This is a genomic window from Pseudoalteromonas tetraodonis (genome assembly GCF_002310835.1).
GTDB lineage: Bacteria > Pseudomonadota > Gammaproteobacteria > Enterobacterales > Alteromonadaceae > Pseudoalteromonas > Pseudoalteromonas tetraodonis.
On record NZ_CP011042.1, the window covers coordinates 1 to 20,905 of the forward strand.

The following is a 20,905-nucleotide window of genomic DNA, read 5'->3' on the forward strand; positions in this document are numbered from 1 at the left end:
TATTTAACCATACTTAAACTTCTTTATTTATACTAAGCAATCTTAAAGGTGTAAAAATTATTTTATATGTCATGTATTTAAAAGACATGTCGCCTTAAATAGTTGTTTACAGCTAATTGAATGGACATTATACTAAACACCTAACTTTGAGGAATAAAGTATGTCTATCAATAAAAACGCGCTAGATACTTATCGACTTTTGAAAGCAACCGCAGAAGTTGCTGAAAAATCACTAGAAGGACGTATCCAACATTATCGCGCCCATCTTAAATCTGAAGAAAAAGAATTAAGAACTTACACCCAAAAAGCAGCAGCTGATTTACTTGGCTGTAATAATCGTACCTTAAAAAGACGCCATGACAATGGTGACTTTGACGATTTAAATATAAAACGCGGTGCAAACGGCCACTATGCCTACACCTTAGTTAATATTTTTGCTATGGCTGATATTATGGACATACAGCCTGATCACCGCGCATCAACAGACAAACTCCAAGTTATTGTTATTAATTCATTAAAAGGTGGTTGTGGTAAAACAACAAGCATTGTTAACATTGCTGCTGCACTCGCTACCACTAACATTAAACGTTACCGTATCGGTATAATTGATTTAGATCCTCAAGGGTCATCATCAAGCTTTTTCCCATCTTCAGAGCCCGATCCAATTACCGTTGGTGATTTGATGCGTGATTGCATTGACCTTGATGAAGGTGAAACATGGCCAGAATTTGTGTCTAATTCTTTTTTACCTACTCATATTCCTAATATTCGTGTTTTACCATCAGGTATGGATGACTTTTACTTTGAACACGAAACAGCAACATTACTCAAAGACACCTCCAATTATGAGCAAACACGCCATTACCACAAACTACTAGAACGAGTAATAAATCCGGTAAAAGATGAGTTTGACATTCTTTTAATTGATACAGCGCCAACGCTTAACTTTATGTTTTACAATGCATTAATGGCTTCAACGGCGATGCTAATTCCGGTTCACCCTGAAGCGGTAGACTTTGATGCAAATAATAAATATTTAAAACGTTTAGGTGAGATTTATCATACAGTTGCCGCTCTTGGCCATGATGGTTGGGATTTCATGCAATTTTTAGTTACTAATTATGTGAAAGGCAATCACTCACAACGCGACATAGTTAAAGATGTGCGTAGTGCTTTTGGTCGCCAAGTAATGAGCTATCCTATCAATCATAGTTCAGCAATTACCGCCAGTTCATCGTCGTTCAATACTATCTTTGACCAAAAAGCATCTGACAGCTTAGCAAGTAGAGAGTCATTAATGCGCGCACAAGAAAATATCAAAGATGTAGTTGATGAACTCGAAATGCTAATTCGTTCTAATTGGCAATCCACTCAATCTAAATTAAATACGCCTAAGTAAGGATGTTGACTAAAAATGGCTAAAAAACGTAAAAATGACACCCGCTTAGATCCCTTTGCAACCGCTGTTGGCAGTAGCAGCTTAGATGCCCTTTTAGAGCAAGCCAATGCAGGCGATGTTATTCGTATGCCTGCTCCTAGTGATCCTAATCGGGAAATTACGCTTGTTTGTAAAGTGATAGCACATAACGAGATTGAAAACTCAACTCAGGTTTATGGTAAAAATCGTCGCGTACAAGCGCTTTTAAACGAAAAGTCAGTCGCAGATATTCTTCCTGCTATTAAAGAAGATGGCCGTAATCAGCACCCTGCTCTATTGTGGGAGCAAGGTGATATGAGCCTTGTATTAGCTGGCTCTAGACGTCGTAAAGCCTGTATTTTAGGTGGCGCAGACTACCTCGTATTGAGTTCTAGTGACTTTAGCGAGCAAGATGCCAAAGTACTTGCGGTTTCATCAGATCAATACATTGCCCCAAGTCTTTGGGAGTTGGGTCAAGCGTATCAGCAAACTAGAAACGATCTTATTCAACAAGGCAAAAAAGGCTCGTACCGTGAAATTGCTGTTATTGAAGGGGTATCGCATACAGCGATTGCTGATGCGATAAAAGCGTATGAGCAAATATCTGCAGATGTTATAGCCCTTTACCCAACAGCTAATCATGTTGGTAGAGAAGTTGCTAAAAAGCTGATTAACGCAAAGGAGCGCGATGAGGAAGCATTTAACGAGTTAGTTGTTGCACTTGCCAGCAATGATGAAATTAACGCCTTAGAAGCCGACGACAAGCGCGCTATGCTAATTACTAAATACCTAACTGCAGAGCCTAAAACAGCATCAAAACGTGAAGCGGTTTTAGAAAATGACTTTATTAGTGTGCAACGCAACCTTAAAAGTGGTGACGTTTCAATTAAAATAAATAATAAAGTGATGACAGACAAGCGCTTAGAGCAACTTACTAAGTTATTAAGTGCCTTTAATTAGTTAGTAATATCGTGATCTGTAAAAGGGGTTGGGTTAGTTAAAACATGATCTAAACCTCTTTTTTAGTTGGTAAAAATCTGATCTTTAGTGGCATAAAAAGGCTAAAAACATGGCTTAAACCATCAAGGATCATATTTTTACTAACTAAACACCTCCTTTTAATGCCATTTTTCACCTTGTTAGTAAAAACCTGATCTAAGCCTAACTAAATCTCCTTTTAAAGTTAATTAATTGTTTTTATTTTGTAATTTAAACGTACTTTTTTAGTGAGCAAAATTAAACAATGATCGCCAATTCGCTATAAACCAATTTTTTACTAACCAATCAGATCCAACCAGTTTATTTTAAAAATAATATTGCTTTAGCTCAGCGCTGATAAGGCATATACTGGAAAAATTGTTTTTAAATTTTAATACTTTGAGTGACATGTCTGCTAACTTATCAAAAAATGATTTAATGGCTATTTTTGAAGAAATTAAAAATGAGCAGGCTACCCAGTTTCCTCTTTCTGAGCGATTCATAAAAAAATTATTTAAACCCGCGGTGTTGGCCAAAGGAAAATCGTACTATAAAAACGGCCAAATCAGTTGGTTAGAACATAATGCAGATTTTTCTGTGGTTGACTCTACGGTGCAAGGTGATAAAGGAATCGCGTTCAACCAACGTATTGAGATCAGTAAATTACCAACTGGTTATTCGGTCGATACCCACTGTACCTGTAATGTTAAAACAAAATGCCGCCATTTGGCCGCTATTTTGTTAAAGCTTAAAATTGAGCATTCTGGTGAGTACGGTGAAGATTATTTTATTAATGATTGGTTTAGTGAACTAAGCGCACTTAAAAACACCGACCAAGCTCAACCCTCGCAAGTATTACTGTTTGTATTAGACATAGAAAACAACAAAGTATTTTTAACCCCTAAAATTGCCAACTACGATAAAAATAATAATTATGCACTTGGGCGAAATTTAACTGAGCAACAGCTTAATAGTTTTGTAACCCCTAGCGATTTGCTCGAAAGTGATTTTAGATTATATAGCTGGATCCGATCGCAAAATGCGGTCGGTAATATTGAGCTTAAAGGTCAATGGGGTTTTAATGCGCTGCAGCAATTACTAGCCACAGACAGATTATTTTTACAACGCTCTCGAGTACCTATTAAAGCGCAACCTGGTTTACCTCTTAACTTTGTTTGGGAAAAACAAAAAGAGGTAACCCAGTTAAAAATTCACTTGGATCAAATTCCTAATTGGGCGTTAATTAAAACAACGCCGCCTATCTACTTAGATTTAGATAAATATAAATTAGGCCGTATTCGTACGCCCCTCAGTGCTGATGAAATTGCGCACTTACAAACTATACCGGCGCTGCACGATACAAACTTTGACCGAATTTATAAGCAGCTTGCTGATAACTTTGGAGTAGGTGTTATTCCCCACCCTACTAATACACCAAGCACGCCTGTTAAGTCGTTGAGTAATGCCATACTTAAAGTTAGCATGTCGGGCTCAGTAATGGCTATTTCGTTATCGTTTAAGTATAAAAATAAAAACTATTTAGCGGGCACCGCGCCTGCAAAGTTAATTAATAGCGCCTTTGAAAACACCGTTACCAATGAGTTAGTCAACTTAGGCTTCGATTTTTGTAAAGGGGGTTTACACAGCGAGTTTATTTTTAGTCAGGAATCGGCTATTCACTTACATTGGCTAGTTCACGAGGTACTGCCCAGCTTTAAACAACGCGGTTGGCAAGTATCAATGAGCAAAGTTAATGTTGCTGATACTAAAAGCCAAATCTCATTGCATGTAAACAGAGCTGCAAATCATCAAATGCATAGTAAAGTAATGCTAAACGATACCAAAGTAGCCACCCTATTAAATGTAAATAATAAACTGTATGAATCGTTAAACCGTCAAAGTGAATTATTTTATTACTACCCTGTTGGCCGTCAATTTGGGGTTATTGATAAAGCAGCGTTTAATTTATTAATTGAGTTTAAACTGCGGTTTGAATTTATTAAAACCCGTGACGAATTTAACATTCCGCTTTCATACTTACCTGAATTAGTTCAGCACACAGCTATTAATGTAGAGCTACATGACCCGTCATTAGAGCGTTACCTTGATGAACTAAATAACGATGCACTGCTATCACCTAACACTGCCATTCATGGCTTACACGATTCTGTAGTATTAAGAGAGTATCAGCAAGAAGGCGTGGCTTGGCTTAACTTTTTAAAGCGTAATCAGTTAGGTGGGATTTTAGCGGATGATATGGGCTTGGGTAAAACGTTACAAGTGATTGCCTACTTAGCAAGCTCATACAATACACCGCAAGCAGGGCCTACGCTTATTGTGTGCCCTACAAGTTTAGTGAGTAATTGGCAAAACGAAATTACCAAGTTCGCAAAAAGCTTAAAAGTGACCACTATTTTTGGTGCACACCGAAATGATTCGTTGCAGCATTTGGCACAAGCGCAGTGTATTTTAACCACGTATCCGCTATTAAAACGTGACATTGCTTATTACTCACCGCTGTATTTTGAAAACATTATTCTTGATGAAGCCCAGTATATTAAAAACGATACCGCACAAGTTTCGCGGTTGGTAAAACGTTTAAATGCCGACTTTAAGCTTTGTTTAAGTGGCACACCAATTGAAAACAATTTATTTGAATTAAAGTCATTGCTCGACTTTGCAATGCCCTCGCTTTTAGGTTCACAGGCGCACTTTAAGCAGCATTTTCAAGGCCCTATTGAACGCGAAAGCAACATTGAACGTGCAGAGCAACTAAAAGCGTTAATTATGCCGTTTATTTTGCGCCGTACTAAAGCCCAAGTGGCTCAAGAGCTGCCGCAAAAAACCGAACTTATAAAAGAGTTTGAGTTTGAACCTAAACAAAAAGATATGTATCACGGCATTACGCGTGCGCTTGAAGAAAAGCTCATCGATTTATTTGCTGAGCAAGGTGTGCAAAAAAGTAAACTCGCCTTTTTAGAAGCCTTGTTAAAGTTACGCCAAATTTGTTGTCATCCTAAACTCATTGAACCTGAAACTGAGGCAGCCAGTGCTAAATTAGAATGGTTATCGAGCCACTTACCTTTAATGCTAAGCCTTGGCCGTAAGGTCATTATATTCAGTCAGTTTACCTCTGCCCTTGATTTAATTGCCGAGCGTTTAAATGAGCTAAATATTAATTTTAGTATGCTAACGGGGCAAACGCGTCATCGGGATAAAGTAATAGACGAATTTACCAGTGGTAACACTTCTGTGTTTTTAATTAGCTTAAAAGCCGGTGGCACAGGGCTTAATTTAACCCAAGCCGACACGGTTATTCATTTTGATCCATGGTGGAACCCTGCCGTTGAAAAACAAGCCACCGATCGTGCTTATCGAATTGGGCAAACAAACCCAGTGTTTGTTTATAAACTAATTATGGCTAACTCTATTGAACAAAAAGTATTTCAAATGCAGCAAGATAAGCAAGCGCTTGTAGATGCATTATTTACCGAAAAATCAATGAGTTTTACCCAGTTTGACGAACAACAAATGCTGTCTTTAATTAAAAGCTAAAATAATTTTAAAAAATCATGACGAGTTTTTGAACTTATTTAAATTGTAGGCGTCTATTAATATGCTTGGTTAAATTGCAGTTTCTCCAAGCTTTCATGTTGATATCCCATATAGTAGTTACTAGACATAGTAATGATTAAGCCAGCCAGTAATGCGCTGGCTTTTTTTTGCTTTTAAAAATATTTATTTTTTATTTAATTTATTTTGAACTAATCACAAATGGCTGGGTCTATTATTATGCTTGTAGTTGATGTGTTGTTATACAAGTTTCATGTTGATTTCCCTGTTTGATTACTAATTTAGTAATATTGAGCCAGCTTTATTAGCTGGCTTTTTTTATGCCTCAAATTCAACTTTTTTAAAATTATTTTGAACTAATTTAATCAGAGCGCGTCTACAATTATGCTTGTAGTTGATATGTTGTTTTACAAGTTTCATGTTGATTTCCCTGTTTGATTACTAATTTACTAATTTACTAATTTAGTAATATTGAGCCAGCTTTACTAGCTGGCTTTTTTTATGCGCTTAATTTAGTGTTTTACCCTACTGCTAAAGAGCGTAATTCGTTATGATGGCATGTCACTAAATTTTAAAAGTTTATTCTATGTTTACTTCGTTTTTATCCCATTTAGATTGGTTAAGTGTTGGTACTGGCGCTATAGCCGGTATGGCTATTTTCAGCGTTGTATCAGTCCAGTTAAGTAAAAAAATAAAGCGCCAAGTGAGTGAGCAGCAACAAGAGTTATTGTTATTACAAAGCCAGTATGAGCATACGCAAAATCAATATGCCTCTTTAGTGGAAGAGCACGACTTGTTAGGGCTTACTCATCAAGAGCAACGTGATCAGGCGCAACATTTTAAAACGCGATTAACTGAGCAAGAAAAACAAAGTCAACTTTATAATCAATATTGGCGTAAAACCGAAGCCGAGCTAACCGCCCTGCGCGAGCAATACAATCTGCGCGATGTCGAGCTTAATAATATACGCACCACCCTTGAGCAAAAGCAGCAACATTTCAGCGAGCAACTCGCCCATATAGAGCAAAGTAAAGAAACGCTTAAAAAAGAATTCGAAAATTTAGCCAATCAAATCTTAGAAGAAAAATCGCAAAAATTTAAAACCCTCAATCAAGAAAGCATAGAGCAGTTACTCAAGCCGGTTCAAGGTGAGCTAAAAGGCTTTAGAGATAAAATGGAATCTATTCACGTTGAAGACTTAAAACAACGTGCTGCGCTTAAAACCGAACTATTGCATTTACAAGCCAAAAGCCAAGCCATTACCGAGCAGGCTGACAAGCTCAGTAATGCGCTGCAAGGACAAAAGAAAACCCAAGGTAATTGGGGCGAGTTAATGCTTGAAAACGTGCTTGATAGCGCAGGACTTCGAGCTGGCACAGACTATAAACGCGAAGTGTCGTTTAATACCGAAGACGGCCGTCTTCGTCCTGATGTGGTGGTGTATTTACCTCAAGGTCGCCACTTAGTGATTGATGCAAAAACATCGTTAAATGCCTATACCCGTTATGTAAATGCCGAAACAGAGCTGGAATCTCAACAAGCGATTAAAGAGCATGTAAATGCCGTAACTTCCCGTATAAATGAGCTGGCCAGTAAATCGTATGACCGTTTACCAGGGATAAACTCGCCTGAGGTTGTTATTATGTTTGTACCGATTGAATCTGCGTTTGTAGAAGCACTTAAATACCAAAGCGACATTTACCAGCAAGCAATCGAAAAAAACATTTTGGTTGCTACTCCTACTACCCTGCTAACCAGTTTAAATATTGTTAAGCAGTTATGGCGCTTTGAAGAGCAAACTAAATATTCAAAAGAGCTGGCTAATCGTGCTGAGCGTTTTTACAGTAAGCTCAACGGCTTTTTAACCAGTATGGAAGGGGTGGGTAAACAGCTCGATAAAGCCAAAGAAACCTACGATAAAGCATTCTCTCAGTTATACCGTGGTAAAGGTAACTTAATTAAACAAGCCTCAGAATTTAAAGAGTTGGGTGTATCGGTGCAAAAAGAGTTACCTCAAGAAAGCGTTGAACGCGCTCACTTAGAGCTTGATGAATAAACACCACATATAATATTTGCGCACTGAGGTTGTGCGTTTATGTGGCTAGTTATTTACTAACTGCGCAGGCACTATAATAATATCTGTCCTTTAGGATTAACCACATGCAACGCCCAACCGTCTTTTTCATTTCTCATGGTGGCGGCCCAATGCCATTACTAGGTGATGCTAACCATGCAGAAATGCGAGCCTGCTTAGAACAAGTTGCCGCTACAATCCCAAAGCCTAGCGCTATTTTAATGGTCAGCGCGCATTGGGAAGCTCAACCAATTAGTATAACTGCGCACTCTTCACCGCCGCTTATTTACGATTACTATGGTTTTCCTGAGCAGGCGTACCAATTAACTTACCCTTGTACTGGCCAGCCGCAACTTGCTAATTTAGTACAGCAAGCGCTCGCAACACATAATATTGACTCAAAACTCGATCCACAGCGTGGTTTTGATCACGGTATGTTTGTACCGTTAAAAATTATGTACCCAGAGGCCGATATTCCTTGTGTGCAAATATCCTTGCATCCAAGTCTTGATCCGCTGTTGCATGTTGAAATTGGTAAAGTGCTGCAACGTATTGATTACGATAACTTATTAATTATAGGCTCAGGCTTTACCTTCCATAATATGCGCGCTTTTGGTGTTACTCAATCAAACGATGTTAACCAGCAAAATCAGGCATTTGAAAATTGGTTGGTAAGCACAATCGCAGATCAAACATTAACCGAGCAACAGCGTGAACAGCAATTATTAGCATGGCAGCAAGCTCCAGCTGCACGCTTTAATCACCCCAGAGAAGAGCACTTGTTACCGCTACATGTATGCTATGGCGCTGCTATGTGTGCAAGCACTGAGGTATTTGAATTAAATATTGCCAATAAGCGAGCCAGTATGTATTTGTGGCAATAATAAAAAACACGCCAGACTTTGCTAGGCGTGTTTTTTGGTTCTACTGTATTTATTACAGTGGTTAAGCGTAAGCAATTACCATTTCATTTCGCCTTTATGAACTTTAGCGCCAATGCTAAGAGCCATAGGTAATACAGCCTCTGGGTATGAGTTGGTCATTTTATCTATCAGCAGCTTACTGCTATCACTACTTTGCTTAGCGTGTGCAAAATCCTTTAAATACTGGATTGAAAAATCAATATTTGCAGCATCTAATTGAGTGCCTGCTTTCATATGCCCAGGGATCACCACGTCAGGGTTGAGTGCTTTCATTTCATTAAGTTGCTTTGCCCATGCATTTTGCTCTGCCTGAGTTTGTGCATCGGCCATCCATAAATGAACATTAGCGTATACAGCCACATTCCCTAAAATAGCTTTATTATCAGGGATCCATAAATAAGGGCGATGATTATGCTCACCCTCTGCGCCACGAATTTCAATGGTATGGCCTTCTATTTTTAAGATATTACCATTAAATACCTTAGGTACGACGGGGTTTTTTGGTGCGTTTTCACCCATTTTTGGGGTCCAGAAAGCAAGTTTACCTTTAAGCTTTGCTGCTATTTTTTGGTGCACTGCGGGCGTAGTAATAACCTCTGCATTTGGGAAAAACTGCTGTAACACTTCAGCGCCAAAGTAGTAATCAGGATCGGCCTGGCTAATAAAAATAGTTTTTAGTTGTTTACCAGAGTCAATTACTTTGGCGGCAATGCGCAGTGCATCGGCTTTGGTAAATCCGGTATCAATTAAAATTGCATCGGTACGGCCATAAACCAGCGTGGCATTAACATGAAAGCTATTGCTGTCAGCGTTATACACATCAAGGGTTAATGGGGTTTCGTCTGCAATAGCGATATTGCTGGTTAATAGTGTGCTTAATAAAAGCGTGCGTAGGTTCATGGTATTTTCATCATTGGTTGCTAATGCGAGCATAATAAAGGTTTGATATGTTCAGAAAAACAACCAATAATTAGCATCATTGTTTCATAAATCGTGCAAATACTATGGATAAACTCACCGCAGCGCAGGTTTTTGTTGATGTTGCCTACTCAGGCAGTTTTACTGCCACTGCCGATCGGCTTGAAATGTCACGCCCTATGGTTACTCGTCATATTGAGTCGGCAGAAGCATGGCTCAATACTCGTTTGCTACACCGAACTACCCGCAAAGTTACACTTACCACCGCTGGCGAGGCCTGTTTACCCGAAATAGAGCAATGGTTAGCACAGGCTAACCGTTTAGTTGAACAAACTAAAAGCCAGCAACAGTTGTCAGGTAAAATTCGAGTAGCGACCAGTATGTCGTTAGGCTTTGCACAATTAGCCCCTATATTTACACGCTTTATGAAACGTCACCCTAACGTGCAAATAGACATAGATCTTGAAGACTCAACCACAGATCTAATAGAGCAGCGTGTTGACTTAGCAATACGTATTGCAGCCAATCCTGATCCTTCGTTAATAGGTAAACCTATTGCCGAGTGTGAATCTATATTAGTGGCCTCAGCTGATTACCTCGCAGATTATCCGCCAATAACGACACCACAACAGTTAAGCACTCATCAATGTTTAGGCTATAAAAACTTTGACCGATATATTTGGCATTTACACAACGGGGATGAATTTCAATCGGTTGATGTTAAATGTAATTTAAGTGCAAACGAGGCCACCACATTACTTCATGCAGCCATAGCCGGTGGTGGTATTTCAGTGCAGCCTACGTATTTGGCAAATCAATATATACTGGATGGTCGCTTGCAGCGTGTATTAGCGCCATGGACATTAAACCCAATGAAAATATATGTGCTTTACCCTTCTCGTCAGCATTTATCAGCAACAGTAAGAGCACTAATCGACACGCTCAGTGAAGAATTTAAAAATCCAGCATGGTAATTAATTATAAAAGTTTGGGTTTAAACCATAGCTTTGTGCGTTAAGCATGCTGATATTGTGTAGGTTATTTTGTTACAGTAAATGTAATAAGCGCCTTAATCTATAAAGGTCAACAGACCCAAGGAACAATAACAATGAATCTGATCAAAACATCGGGCTTGGCACTGGCCATTGTTGCGGGCTTAGGCTTGCAAGCATGTTCAAGTACCAGCATAACAACCAACAATAATGCAGCGATGAGTACCGTGAATAATCCATTAAGCCTAGCGCAAATTTATAAAGATAAAGAGTTTAAAACCCAGCGAAGCACTTACTTTAAGTGGCTAGACGATGGTACCGGCTACACTGTGCTTGAAGAGCGCGAAAGCGAAAAAGAAAAAGCAGACGATAACAACACCGATGACGACAGAGAGCACGGTGTAAAAGGCAACGACATTGTATTTTACAATGCTGACGGCACAGGCCGTAAAGTATTGGTTGAGTTTGAAAAGCTGTTGCCAGAGGGCGCAGACGAGCCATTTGCAATCGAAAGCTATCAGTGGTCAAAAGACGGTAAATGGTTGATGGTATTTACCAACAGCGAGCAAGTTTGGCGTTCGCGCAGCAGAGGCGACTTTTGGTTACTTAACCTTGAGACAAACCAATTACAGCAATTAGGTGGTAAAGACGTTGAGCCAACTAAGTTAATGTTTGCTAAGTTCTCGCCAGATAGCTCAAAAGTGGCTTACGTACGCGACAACAATATTTATATGCAAGCGGTTGGTAGTAACGATGTAACTGCGCTCACAACCGATGGCAGTGCCACCCTTGTTAACGGTAATTTTGATTGGGTATACGAAGAAGAGTTTACTATTGCCGATGGTTTTCGTTGGAGCCCCGACAACAAATCAATCGCCTATTGGCAGCTTGATACTAGTGACGTTAAATTTTTCACTATGATCAACAACACTGACGAACTGTACCCTACCCTAAAAGAATTCCCTTATCCTAAAGCCGGTGAAACCAACTCTGCCGTGCGTGTTGGTGTGGTAAGCCTTAGCGACAAACAAACCCGTTGGGCTGAGCTTGAAGGCGATAACCGCGACCGTTATATTCCGCGTATTAGCTGGGCAGGCACCGGTAATGAATTAATGATTCAAGACTTAAACCGCCCACAAAGCCATAACAAAGTGTGGTTGTTTGATTGGCAAAAGCAGCAACTGACCAAGATTTTAGAAGACAAAGACGATGCGTTTATCGAATGGTTTTATAAAGCAAACTGGTCAAAAGACGGCGAGTTTTTTATTTGGCATAGCGAACGCGACGGTTGGCGTCATCTTTACCGTGTATCGCGCGATGGCAAAACTATTATCGACCTAACCCCTGGTGATTACGACATTATTGATATGCTGAGCATCAATGAAGATAAAAACGTAATGTATTTTATTGCCTCGCCAAACGATCCTGGTCAGCGTTATTTATACAGCACACCGCTTGATGGCAGCAGCAAACCGGTACGGGTAACGCCTGCTGAGTTTGAAGGTTCAAACAGCTACTACATGTCAAAAGATGCCTCATGGGCTGTGCACACTTACTCAAAATTTGGTACGCCACCGACTAAAGAGATCATTAAAGTGAGCGATCATAGTAATGTAAAAACCTTAGTTGAAAATACAAAGCTTAAACAAAAACTGGCTGAGCAAAGCTTACCAAAGCATGAGTTTTTTAAAGTAAACGCGCAAGATGGCACCGAGCTTGACGGCTACATTATGTTCCCAGAGAACATGGATAAAAGTAAAAAATACCCAATTGTGTTTTACGTATACGGCGAACCATGGGGTTCAACCGTGCAAGACCGCTGGGAAGGTAACAGTTACTTATATAAATCGTTACTAACGCAAAAAGGCTTTATTGTGGCATCGGTTGATAATCGTGGTACACGTGCACCAAAAGGCCGCGATTGGCGTAAATCAATTTATAAAAAAATTGGCTCAATTACCGTGCAAGACCAAGTAGACGCGCTTGATGCTATGGCTAAACGTTGGGATGTAATAGACACAGACCGTGTTGGTGTGTGGGGGCATTCAGGGGGCGGTAGTTCAACCCTTAACTTATTGTTCCGCCACGGTGATAAATTTAAAGTAGGCATTGCCTCAGCACCCGTGCCAGACATTCGTTTATACGACACCATTTACCAAGAGCGTTATGCGGGTAACCCAAATACCGATCCTGAGAGTTACTATAACACCTCGCCGATTACCTTTGCTAAAAACCTAACCGGTAAGCTATTGCTTATTCACGGCACAGGCGATGATAACGTGCATTACCAAGGCTCAGAGCGTTTAATTGACGAGCTTGTAAAGCATAACAAGCAGTTTGAGTTTTTCTCATACCCTAACCGTTCACACAGCTTGCGCGAAGGCAAGGGCACCACTTTGCATTACCATACTATGATGGCTGACTTTTTTGAAAAGCACTTACTAAACAAGTAATCGCTTTAAAAAAATAAAATACTAAAGCCGCACACTAATTATTAGTATGCGGCTTTTTTAATCAAAATGTAACGGGGATTTACAGCTGGGTTTAAAGGTTAAAGGAACAAGGTCAAAGAATTTTAGTTACGGTAAGTTGGGTATAGCCGAACAAAACCCAACAAGGAAATACTGCTCAATAGGTAATAAGTGAATCGTTTAATGTTAAACACAGCTTGGTACGAGAATAGAAATAAAAAGAGTAGCATCCATGCTACTGCAAGTGCGATATTAATAAAAATTAAGAGCTTGGTTGCGAAGGTTGATACTTATTAACGAGAATGTGCTGCAAACTTTTAAGTGCTCGCTTTATCGCTTGCAGCATACTTCTTCCCTTTGTATTTACATTAATACTGGGTAGCCCAGGCAAAAGAATATTAATTTTGCATTGCTGCAAAGTGCCGTGGCGCTCACTCGAAAAATCATTTATTTGAATCTCAACTTTACGAATATTCAAAGCATGTTTTGCCAATTGGCTTTTTATCAACTTCAAAAGCGACATCTTTTCACTTGCGTTAATTATCTTGTTTTTAACTGTAAGTTTTAGCTTCATGCAATCACACCTTTTAATAGTAACTATGTTGCAGGCATGACTGTAATCTACTAACTTAGTGGCAAAGGAAAAAGCTGATTGTTTCTTACTTTAAAACAGGTATTTTCGAATGATTACCAACATTAACTACAATCACTTATATTATTTTTGGCAAGTAAGTAAGCACGGCAGTATTGCAGCGGCGAGTAAAATACTTAATTTAACGCCGCAAACGGTCAGCTCGCAAATTACTAACTTAGAGCAACGACTAGGAAAACCGCTATTTATTCGTCAAGGGCGAGGCCTACAGTTAACGGAGTTTGGCCATGTAACTCAGCAGTACACTAATGATATGTTTGCTATTGCTCACGAATGGCTAGAAACCACGCAAGGTGATACCACGCACTATTCACGAACACTAAAGGTCGGTATTTCAGATGTGTTACCCAAATCACTGGTGTCGAAGTGGCTAGCGCCTTTAATTAATAACGACCGTATTACAAACTTGCACTGTATTGACGGCCAACAAGATGAACTGCTTGCGCAAATGGCGATTCATAAGCTCGACTTAGTGTTAGCTGATAAACCACTCGATACCACCTTGCCATTTAAGGCGTTTTGCCATGAAATAGGTAAAAGCCAAATCGCTCTTTTTGGTAACGAAACATGGCATTCGCAACTACATAAGCAGTTTCCGCAGTCTTTAAACAATAAGCCTTTAGTGCTCCCCGCAAAAGAAAGCCCCGTCGCGCGAGCTATTTATTATTGGCTGCAAGAGCAAGACATTGAAATGACAATAGCTGGCCATGTTGACGACAGCGCATTAATGAAGTCACTCGGTGAGCAAGGGTTTGGTATATTCCCTGCGCCTATTTTGGTAAGAGCCGAAGTAGAGCGCCATTACGGCGTTAATTACATTGGTACAATTGATAATGTTTATCAGCATTATTATGCCTTTACACCTGACAGGCTCATTAAAGACAGTATTTATGACGAATTTATAAAGCACGCGCAAATGACGTAGATTTTAGTTAATCGTTTTAAGATTGACGGGCGTCGGGGTGCGGGTTACGGGGGGGCTAAAAGCTATTATTTAACCTCGACGCGGGGTGAACCCGCTGTTACTAGTAGCTAATACGGTAGCAGCGGCTTTATGCCTCGTCTTTTTAAGGCTCATATAAATGCTCTTATCGAGTAAACATATTGATTGCCATTACAATTAATAAGCCGGCAAATACTTTCTTTATGGTTGAAACTGGCAAATAATGGGTGGCTTTAGCACCGAGTGGCGCGGTAAACCATGAGGTGCATACAATACCCAATAAAGCGGGCAAATACACAAAACCTGCAAATCCTTGTTTTAATGTAAATAACTGGCTGCCTGAGCTGATATAACCCATTGAACCAAACAGCGCTATCACAATGCCTGAGGCCGAGGCGCAGCCAATGGCTTTTTTCATATCAACAGAAAAAAACGTCAGTAACGGCACTAATACTGCCCCGCCGCCAATACCTATCATGGCAGACAAGCCACCGGTTATGGTCGTATAAACACTTAGCAACCCTTTGCTTGGCAACGGGCGCGCTATTGCTGAATCATTCTTACCAGAAAAAATCATTTTTAGTGCAATTAGCACCACACTTACTGCAAATACCAAACGCACTACATGCTCAGGTAACAGCGCAGCTATAAAGCCACTAATAAGCGCGCCAAAGGCAACGCCCGCCATAACCCAAGGTGCAATATCCCAGGGTACATTGCCATTTTTATGATGCGCAATAGCCGACGAGGTCGAAGTAAATAAAATAGAGGCCAGCGAGGTCGCAATGGCAACCACCACTACTTGTTCAGGTGGCAAAGCATTAAAGTGCAGTAATATCATGCTGAGTATGGGCACAATCACCAGCCCGCCCCCTATCCCTAAAAGGCCAGCTAAAAAACCAACACCACTACCTAATATGGCGCAGTATATAATTAACACTATTAAATCACTCATTCCTTTTGTCTCTTCTTATGTTAAGGGTTGTTATGCTCTGTGGTGGTGAGTTGCGTGTAAAAAACGTTCAATAAAACATCTAAGCTCACCAAGGTTTATTCGAGTATATCAACAACCGTTTATGCAAATGGCACTTTAAGTACTTATAAGTATTGAATAATACTCACGTTTTGTATGAATAAATTACAACAACCGTAAAAACATCTAGAAATCTAGACTTCTAAAGTGGCTTTTGTGAGAGGGTCAAAGGCAATTCGCTGAATTTACCCATTTAACTTTGCTACAGAATGAATCTGACTCATGTTTTACCTGAAATAATACCGTTTTTCTTCATGCTACATACCGCGTATAAATTTATTAACTCTGCAGAGCACCATTACAGCTAACCCGTTATGTCGGTTTTAACAGCGAGTAATGCGTCATCAATAAAAGCAGCAACAACTCAGATTGAAAGGATACGGCTATGAGCACTGATCTTACATTTACTATTAAAAGCACTAACTTGGATGAAAACTACCATCCATCAAATAACACACGTATTACGACCAATTTCGCTAATTTAGCAAGGGGTGAAAGCCGCCAACAAAACCTGCGTAATACCCTAAAAATGATCAACAATCGTTTTAATGCTTTGGCTAGTTGGGATAACCCACAAGGGGATCGTTACGAGGTTGAGCTCGAGATCATTTCGGTTGATTTAGACATTGCAGGCAGTGGCCAAGCATTTCCGTCAATTGAGGTATTAAAAACCAATATTATTGACCACCAAACTAATGAGCGAATTGAAGGCATGGTGGGTAATAACTTTTCATCCTATGTGCGCGACTACGACTTTAGCGTGTTATTGCTTGAGCATAACAAAAGCAAACCGCAATTTAGTATCCCCGATAATTTTGGTGACTTACACGGTAAGTTGTTTAAATGCTTTGTAAACTCAGATACCTATAAACAGCATTTTAAAAAGCCGCCAGTTATTTGCTTAAGCGTGTCTGATAACAAAATCTATCAGCAAACCGAAAACTTACACCCTATCTTAGGCGTAGAGTATCAGCCTAATGAGTCGTCGTTAACAGAGCAATACTTTAAAAAAATGGGCCTACAAGTGCGCTACTTTATGCCACCAAACAGCGTTGCACCGTTAGCGTTTTACTTTTTTGGTGACCTACTTAACGACTACAGCAACCTTGAGCTAATTAGCACTATTAGCACCATGGAAACGTTTCAAAAAATTTATCGTCCAGAAATTTATAACGCTAATGCCGCCGCAGGTAGTCGTTATAAACCAAATTTAAAAAATGATGATCATTCATTAACGCAAATTGTGTATGACCGCGCAGAGCGAGGTCAATTAGCGGTTGAGCAAGGCAAATTTACCGAGCAGCACTTTATTAAGCCTTATCAGTCAGTGCTGCAGCAGTTCTCGGCAAGTATCGCTTAATCACACAACAAAATTAAAGGCAGCATTTATTATGAAAAAACTATTACCCACTTCATCAGCAGGCAGCTTGCCAAAACCGTCATGGCTTGCTGAGCCCGAAACCTTATGGTCACCGTGGAAATTACAAGGTAGTGAGCTGATTGATGGCAAACACGATGCCCTGCGTATTTCCCTGCACGATCAACAAACCGCAGGCGTAGATATAGTCAGCGATGGCGAACAAACTCGTCAGCACTTTGTAACCACCTTTATTGAACACTTAAATGGCGTTGATTTTGAAAACCGTAAAACAGTTAAAATTCGCGACCGTTACGACGCCAGCGTACCCACAGTGGTTGGCCCTGTGTCTCGTACTAAATCGGTATTTGTTGAAGACGCCAAGTTTTTACGCCAACAAACCAGCCAACCAATTAAATGGGCACTGCCTGGGCCCATGACCATGATCGACACCCTGTATGACGATCACTATAAAAGCCGTGAAAAACTAGCATGGGAATTTGCTAAAATACTTAACCAAGAAGCCAAAGAGCTAGAAGCCGCTGGGGTTGATATAATTCAATTTGATGAACCTGCTTTTAACGTGTTTTTTGACGAGGTAAACGACTGGGGCATAGCCTGCCTAGAGCGAGCTATAGAAGGGTTAAAATGCGAAACCGCCGTGCATATTTGTTACGGCTACGGCATTAAAGCCAACACCGATTGGAAGAAAACCCTCGGCACCGAGTGGCGACAATACGAAGAAGTATTCCCTAAGCTGCAAAAATCGAATATAGATATTATTTCGCTAGAATGCCAAAACTCACATGTACCCATAGAGCTACTCGAACTGGTGCGCGGTAAAAAAATAATGGTAGGCGCAATCGATGTAGCCACCAATACCATAGAAACTCCCGAAGAGGTGGCCAAAACCCTACGCGAAGCACTCAAATATGTTGATGCCGACAAACTCTACCCCTGCACCAACTGCGGCATGGCCCCCCTGCCCCGCAATATTGCAAACGGTAAGCTCAACGCCCTAAGCAAAGGCGCAGAGTTAGTACGTAACGAACTATTAGCAGCAAATGTCGCTTAATTTTTAGTTATAGCTGCTGTAAAAAGCCACACCTTAGCACATGTTGAGGTGTGGCTTTTTTAATCAAAATGTCATGGGGGTTTACACAACGAGGTTAAAGGCAAAAGGTGCTAGGTGAAAGGTTTAAGTTCGTTGAGTGTTAGTTGGGTTGAGTGCAACAAACCTAGCAAAAGTAATTAAACCTAACCGAGCCGCAAGGTATTATTGATTGAGTAGGGAGTGTCATTTGCAGAGAAAGGCAACGCCCGCCTAACATGCATTGTGTTGGTGTGGCTTTTTGCGTTGCTTGCCAAAACCATGGCAAAGTTACATTGTCCTTGTTTAACAGCTTTTTAGGCGCTTTTAGAGAGTACCTCATATTCTGGATTACCATATGAGCCAATTAATATATCTTCGCGTGTTTCTTCGCCTCTAGAATCAAAGAAATTGTAACCATCCAGATTCAGCTCGTTAGCAAGCTTTATTGCAACATCTATCTCTCGATTCTCTAAATATTGGGAAATAGACATGATTCTCTTTTCAGGGACATCATTAGAACCAAAACTTGTAACTCTAAGTACGCCATTTGTAGAAAGTACCTCTTTGATACGATTTTTATCCGCTAAATGCTTATTGACACCAATAAGGAGTGAGGTTTCCGGTGCACCTTGGTTTGGCTCATTTACAAAACTCAGTTTAGATAACTTCTCTTCTATTTTTTCTATAGAAATAGTTAACTCGTTTAATTGAACTTCGTTTTTAGGGACTTTAACTGGCTCGTTTGTCTTTTTATTTAAATAACTTGAATAATAAGAGTCTTCTTGTAGCTCTGGCCTAAATTTAGTTTGTAGTAAAAAAACAGAACCTAAAAATATTGGTACATTGATTATAGCCGCTAAAACTAATGCGCCAGACTGCCATGAATTAACATCAAAATTTGCAGCGCCAACTAAGTAACAACTATTTATAGAAAACAGACCAACTAACCAAGCTCCAAGAAGTTGGATAGGTTTAGTAATTTTTTCAGGTTTAATTTGATTTTCTGACATACTTAGATGCAACTCCTTAAGCGCCTAACGCCGCCTTGAGCGGTGAGTAATAGTTGGCTAAAATGTGAAGCGAAGCGGAACCGAGCCAACTGTTACGAACCGACTTTAAGCCCTTGTTAGGCGAAATATTGCAACCCATACTTTTTACTATTTTCTTGAACATTTTCTAATGTTTCAATTTCTGAATAATACTTATAACCATGCCCCATATCAATTTCTTTACAGAAGATTAATCGCTCATAAGGTTCTTGGTTTTTTTCAGAGAAGTGACAGAAAATATGAGGGAAATAGTCATACTCATCTCCGTAAAAATTGATAGTTTCAATATTAACAAAGGGAATTTCACCTACAAGAAAAACTCTTTCGTCACCTTGCTCTCCACTTTTGGTATCTCTGAACCTTAAGCTTCCATCTTCACAGAGTGAAAGCGCTCCAGCTTTTAAAAAAACTTGAACTCCACGATGATAAAGTTGAGCTAACTCAACCTTAAACCAAGGAGATATTCCATCATCATCTGATACTTCTGGGTAATTATCAACGCGATCTAAGTCGCGGAGAATAACCCTACGCCTTAATTTCTCGTAATTTATTTTTTGAATATATTCAGATAACTGCTGTCTTACGGCTTCTTGGTGTTTAACTTTTTCACCATTACTGGAAAACTTAGGGCCTACAACTTTAGGCTGTTTAGCATAGGGTTTTAATGCGCTAACAAATGAATCAATTAGTTTTTTCTTAACTTCAGCTTTGTCAGATATATTTTTATCACTTAATTCATAGCTAATAGGCCAACGCTTGTGAGCTAAATCGAAAGGAATATTACCATTTGCCTCACCAAAAGAAGTATTAATTACGTTAATAACTCTTTCATCGCCTAAAGCGTACATTGCATAGCCTAACTCTATTAGCACATTTGGGTTGGATAATGCTCTGCCACTTTCAGAAAATGACACAAAAGTAATATCACCAATAAAAATATCACTGCTTTCTATTTTAGATAAAATAGTTGTAGCTATATCGGGAGATCCCGGAACGCCCTTCGTATCGTGATCTTCTCGCATCGATTCTTTAAGATCGAACTCTTGATTGACTTTCTTTACAGCTGCCTTAAGGCAATCTAGTTGAAAATATCGATTGTATTTCGCATTGATATCACTTTGCCAAGAATAGAAAACCTTTATTGTCACAGATATGCCTTAATTTGAGTTTCGCCTAACATTTTAGTATTTATGCGACACGCTGTTTGTGTTGCATAATCGCTTGTTGGACTGAGCCGCTACCTGCTCGGTGTATCAGAGTTGGTGTTGTTTATGCTATGGACTTTTTATATAAAAGAAGGGCTTTTTATGACCTAAGCTAAATCAGCTAATTTAATCAGCTGACCAATTATAATTTAAGCTTTCCCTGCGTCGCTCAGTGTTCATTATTTATCCATTAAACCTAATATTTAACCGTTAAGCAAGGATATTTT

At 39.7% G+C, this 20,905-nt stretch carries 15 protein-coding genes; 10 read left to right on the forward strand and 5 right to left on the reverse strand.

Features of this window, described 5'->3' with window-relative positions:
• Positions 1-160: 160 nt before the first annotated feature.
• The 5 genes from PTET_RS15840 (at position 161) to PTET_RS15860 (ending at position 8,926) form a co-directional block, all read left to right on the forward strand.
• Positions 161-1,399, forward strand: coding sequence for an AAA family ATPase (locus tag PTET_RS15840; RefSeq protein ID WP_013462768.1), 1,239 nt, complete (start codon positions 161-163; stop codon positions 1,397-1,399).
• A gap of 15 nt (positions 1,400-1,414) precedes the next feature.
• Positions 1,415-2,377 (forward strand): transcriptional regulator, encoded by a 963-nt coding sequence (locus PTET_RS15845; protein WP_013462769.1) that lies wholly within the window; start codon positions 1,415-1,417, stop codon positions 2,375-2,377.
• Between the two features lie 426 nt (positions 2,378-2,803).
• Positions 2,804-5,950: a DEAD/DEAH box helicase gene (locus PTET_RS15850; protein ID WP_029609892.1), complete on the forward strand. Its 3,147-nt coding sequence runs from the start codon at positions 2,804-2,806 to the stop codon at positions 5,948-5,950.
• 604 nt (positions 5,951-6,554) lie between these two features.
• Positions 6,555-8,024: a DNA recombination protein RmuC gene (rmuC, locus tag PTET_RS15855; protein WP_013462772.1), complete on the forward strand. Its 1,470-nt coding sequence runs from the start codon at positions 6,555-6,557 to the stop codon at positions 8,022-8,024.
• 104 nt (positions 8,025-8,128) lie between these two features.
• Positions 8,129-8,926, forward strand: a complete 798-nt coding sequence (locus PTET_RS15860; RefSeq protein WP_096038933.1) for a DODA-type extradiol aromatic ring-opening family dioxygenase — start codon at positions 8,129-8,131, stop codon at positions 8,924-8,926.
• A 75-nt stretch (positions 8,927-9,001) separates the two neighbouring features.
• Here PTET_RS15860 and PTET_RS15865 read toward each other — a convergent pair whose 3' ends face one another.
• On the reverse strand, positions 9,002-9,898 hold the full coding sequence (locus tag PTET_RS15865) for an MBL fold metallo-hydrolase (RefSeq protein WP_096038934.1): 897 nt from the start codon (positions 9,896-9,898) through the stop codon (positions 9,002-9,004).
• 71 nt (positions 9,899-9,969) lie between these two features.
• Here PTET_RS15865 and PTET_RS15870 point away from each other — a divergent pair, with 71 nt between their 5' ends.
• Positions 9,970-10,857: a LysR family transcriptional regulator gene (locus tag PTET_RS15870; RefSeq protein WP_058155554.1), complete on the forward strand. Its 888-nt coding sequence runs from the start codon at positions 9,970-9,972 to the stop codon at positions 10,855-10,857.
• Positions 10,858-10,991: 134 nt separating this feature from the next.
• Positions 10,992-13,328, forward strand: a complete 2,337-nt coding sequence (locus tag PTET_RS15875) for a S9 family peptidase (protein WP_096038935.1) — start codon at positions 10,992-10,994, stop codon at positions 13,326-13,328.
• A gap of 280 nt (positions 13,329-13,608) precedes the next feature.
• Here the strand turns inward: PTET_RS15875 and PTET_RS15880 are convergent, their stop codons facing one another.
• Positions 13,609-13,920 carry a hypothetical protein gene (locus PTET_RS15880; RefSeq protein WP_096038936.1) on the reverse strand — a complete coding sequence of 104 codons (312 nt, stop codon included), beginning with the start codon at positions 13,918-13,920 and terminating at the stop codon, positions 13,609-13,611.
• A 109-nt stretch (positions 13,921-14,029) separates the two neighbouring features.
• Between PTET_RS15880 and nhaR the strand changes: the two genes are divergently transcribed.
• The gene (gene nhaR / locus PTET_RS15885) at positions 14,030-14,923 is read left to right on the forward strand and encodes a transcriptional activator NhaR (protein WP_090495005.1); all 894 of its coding nucleotides are present in this window, start codon (positions 14,030-14,032) and stop codon (positions 14,921-14,923) included.
• A 163-nt stretch (positions 14,924-15,086) separates the two neighbouring features.
• On the opposite strand, the gene PTET_RS15890 is transcribed toward nhaR, so the two are convergent.
• A complete protein-coding gene (locus tag PTET_RS15890) occupies positions 15,087-15,896 on the reverse strand; it encodes a sulfite exporter TauE/SafE family protein (protein ID WP_096038937.1) in 810 nt (269 codons plus the stop codon).
• A 463-nt stretch (positions 15,897-16,359) separates the two neighbouring features.
• Here PTET_RS15890 and PTET_RS15895 point away from each other — a divergent pair, with 463 nt between their 5' ends.
• The gene (locus PTET_RS15895) at positions 16,360-17,334 is read left to right on the forward strand and encodes a DUF1852 domain-containing protein (protein ID WP_096038938.1); all 975 of its coding nucleotides are present in this window, start codon (positions 16,360-16,362) and stop codon (positions 17,332-17,334) included.
• A 31-nt stretch (positions 17,335-17,365) separates the two neighbouring features.
• Positions 17,366-18,406, forward strand: a complete 1,041-nt coding sequence (locus PTET_RS15900; protein WP_096038939.1) for a methionine synthase — start codon at positions 17,366-17,368, stop codon at positions 18,404-18,406.
• A 332-nt stretch (positions 18,407-18,738) separates the two neighbouring features.
• On the opposite strand, the gene PTET_RS15905 is transcribed toward PTET_RS15900, so the two are convergent.
• Together PTET_RS15905 and PTET_RS15910 are read right to left on the reverse strand one after the other, a co-directional pair.
• Entirely contained in the window at positions 18,739-19,434 is a 696-nt protein-coding gene (locus tag PTET_RS15905; RefSeq protein ID WP_096038940.1) for a hypothetical protein, read from the reverse strand.
• A gap of 116 nt (positions 19,435-19,550) precedes the next feature.
• Positions 19,551-20,621, reverse strand: coding sequence for a hypothetical protein (locus tag PTET_RS15910; RefSeq protein WP_244186394.1), 1,071 nt, complete (start codon positions 20,619-20,621; stop codon positions 19,551-19,553).
• Between the last annotated feature and the right edge of the window lie 284 nt (positions 20,622-20,905).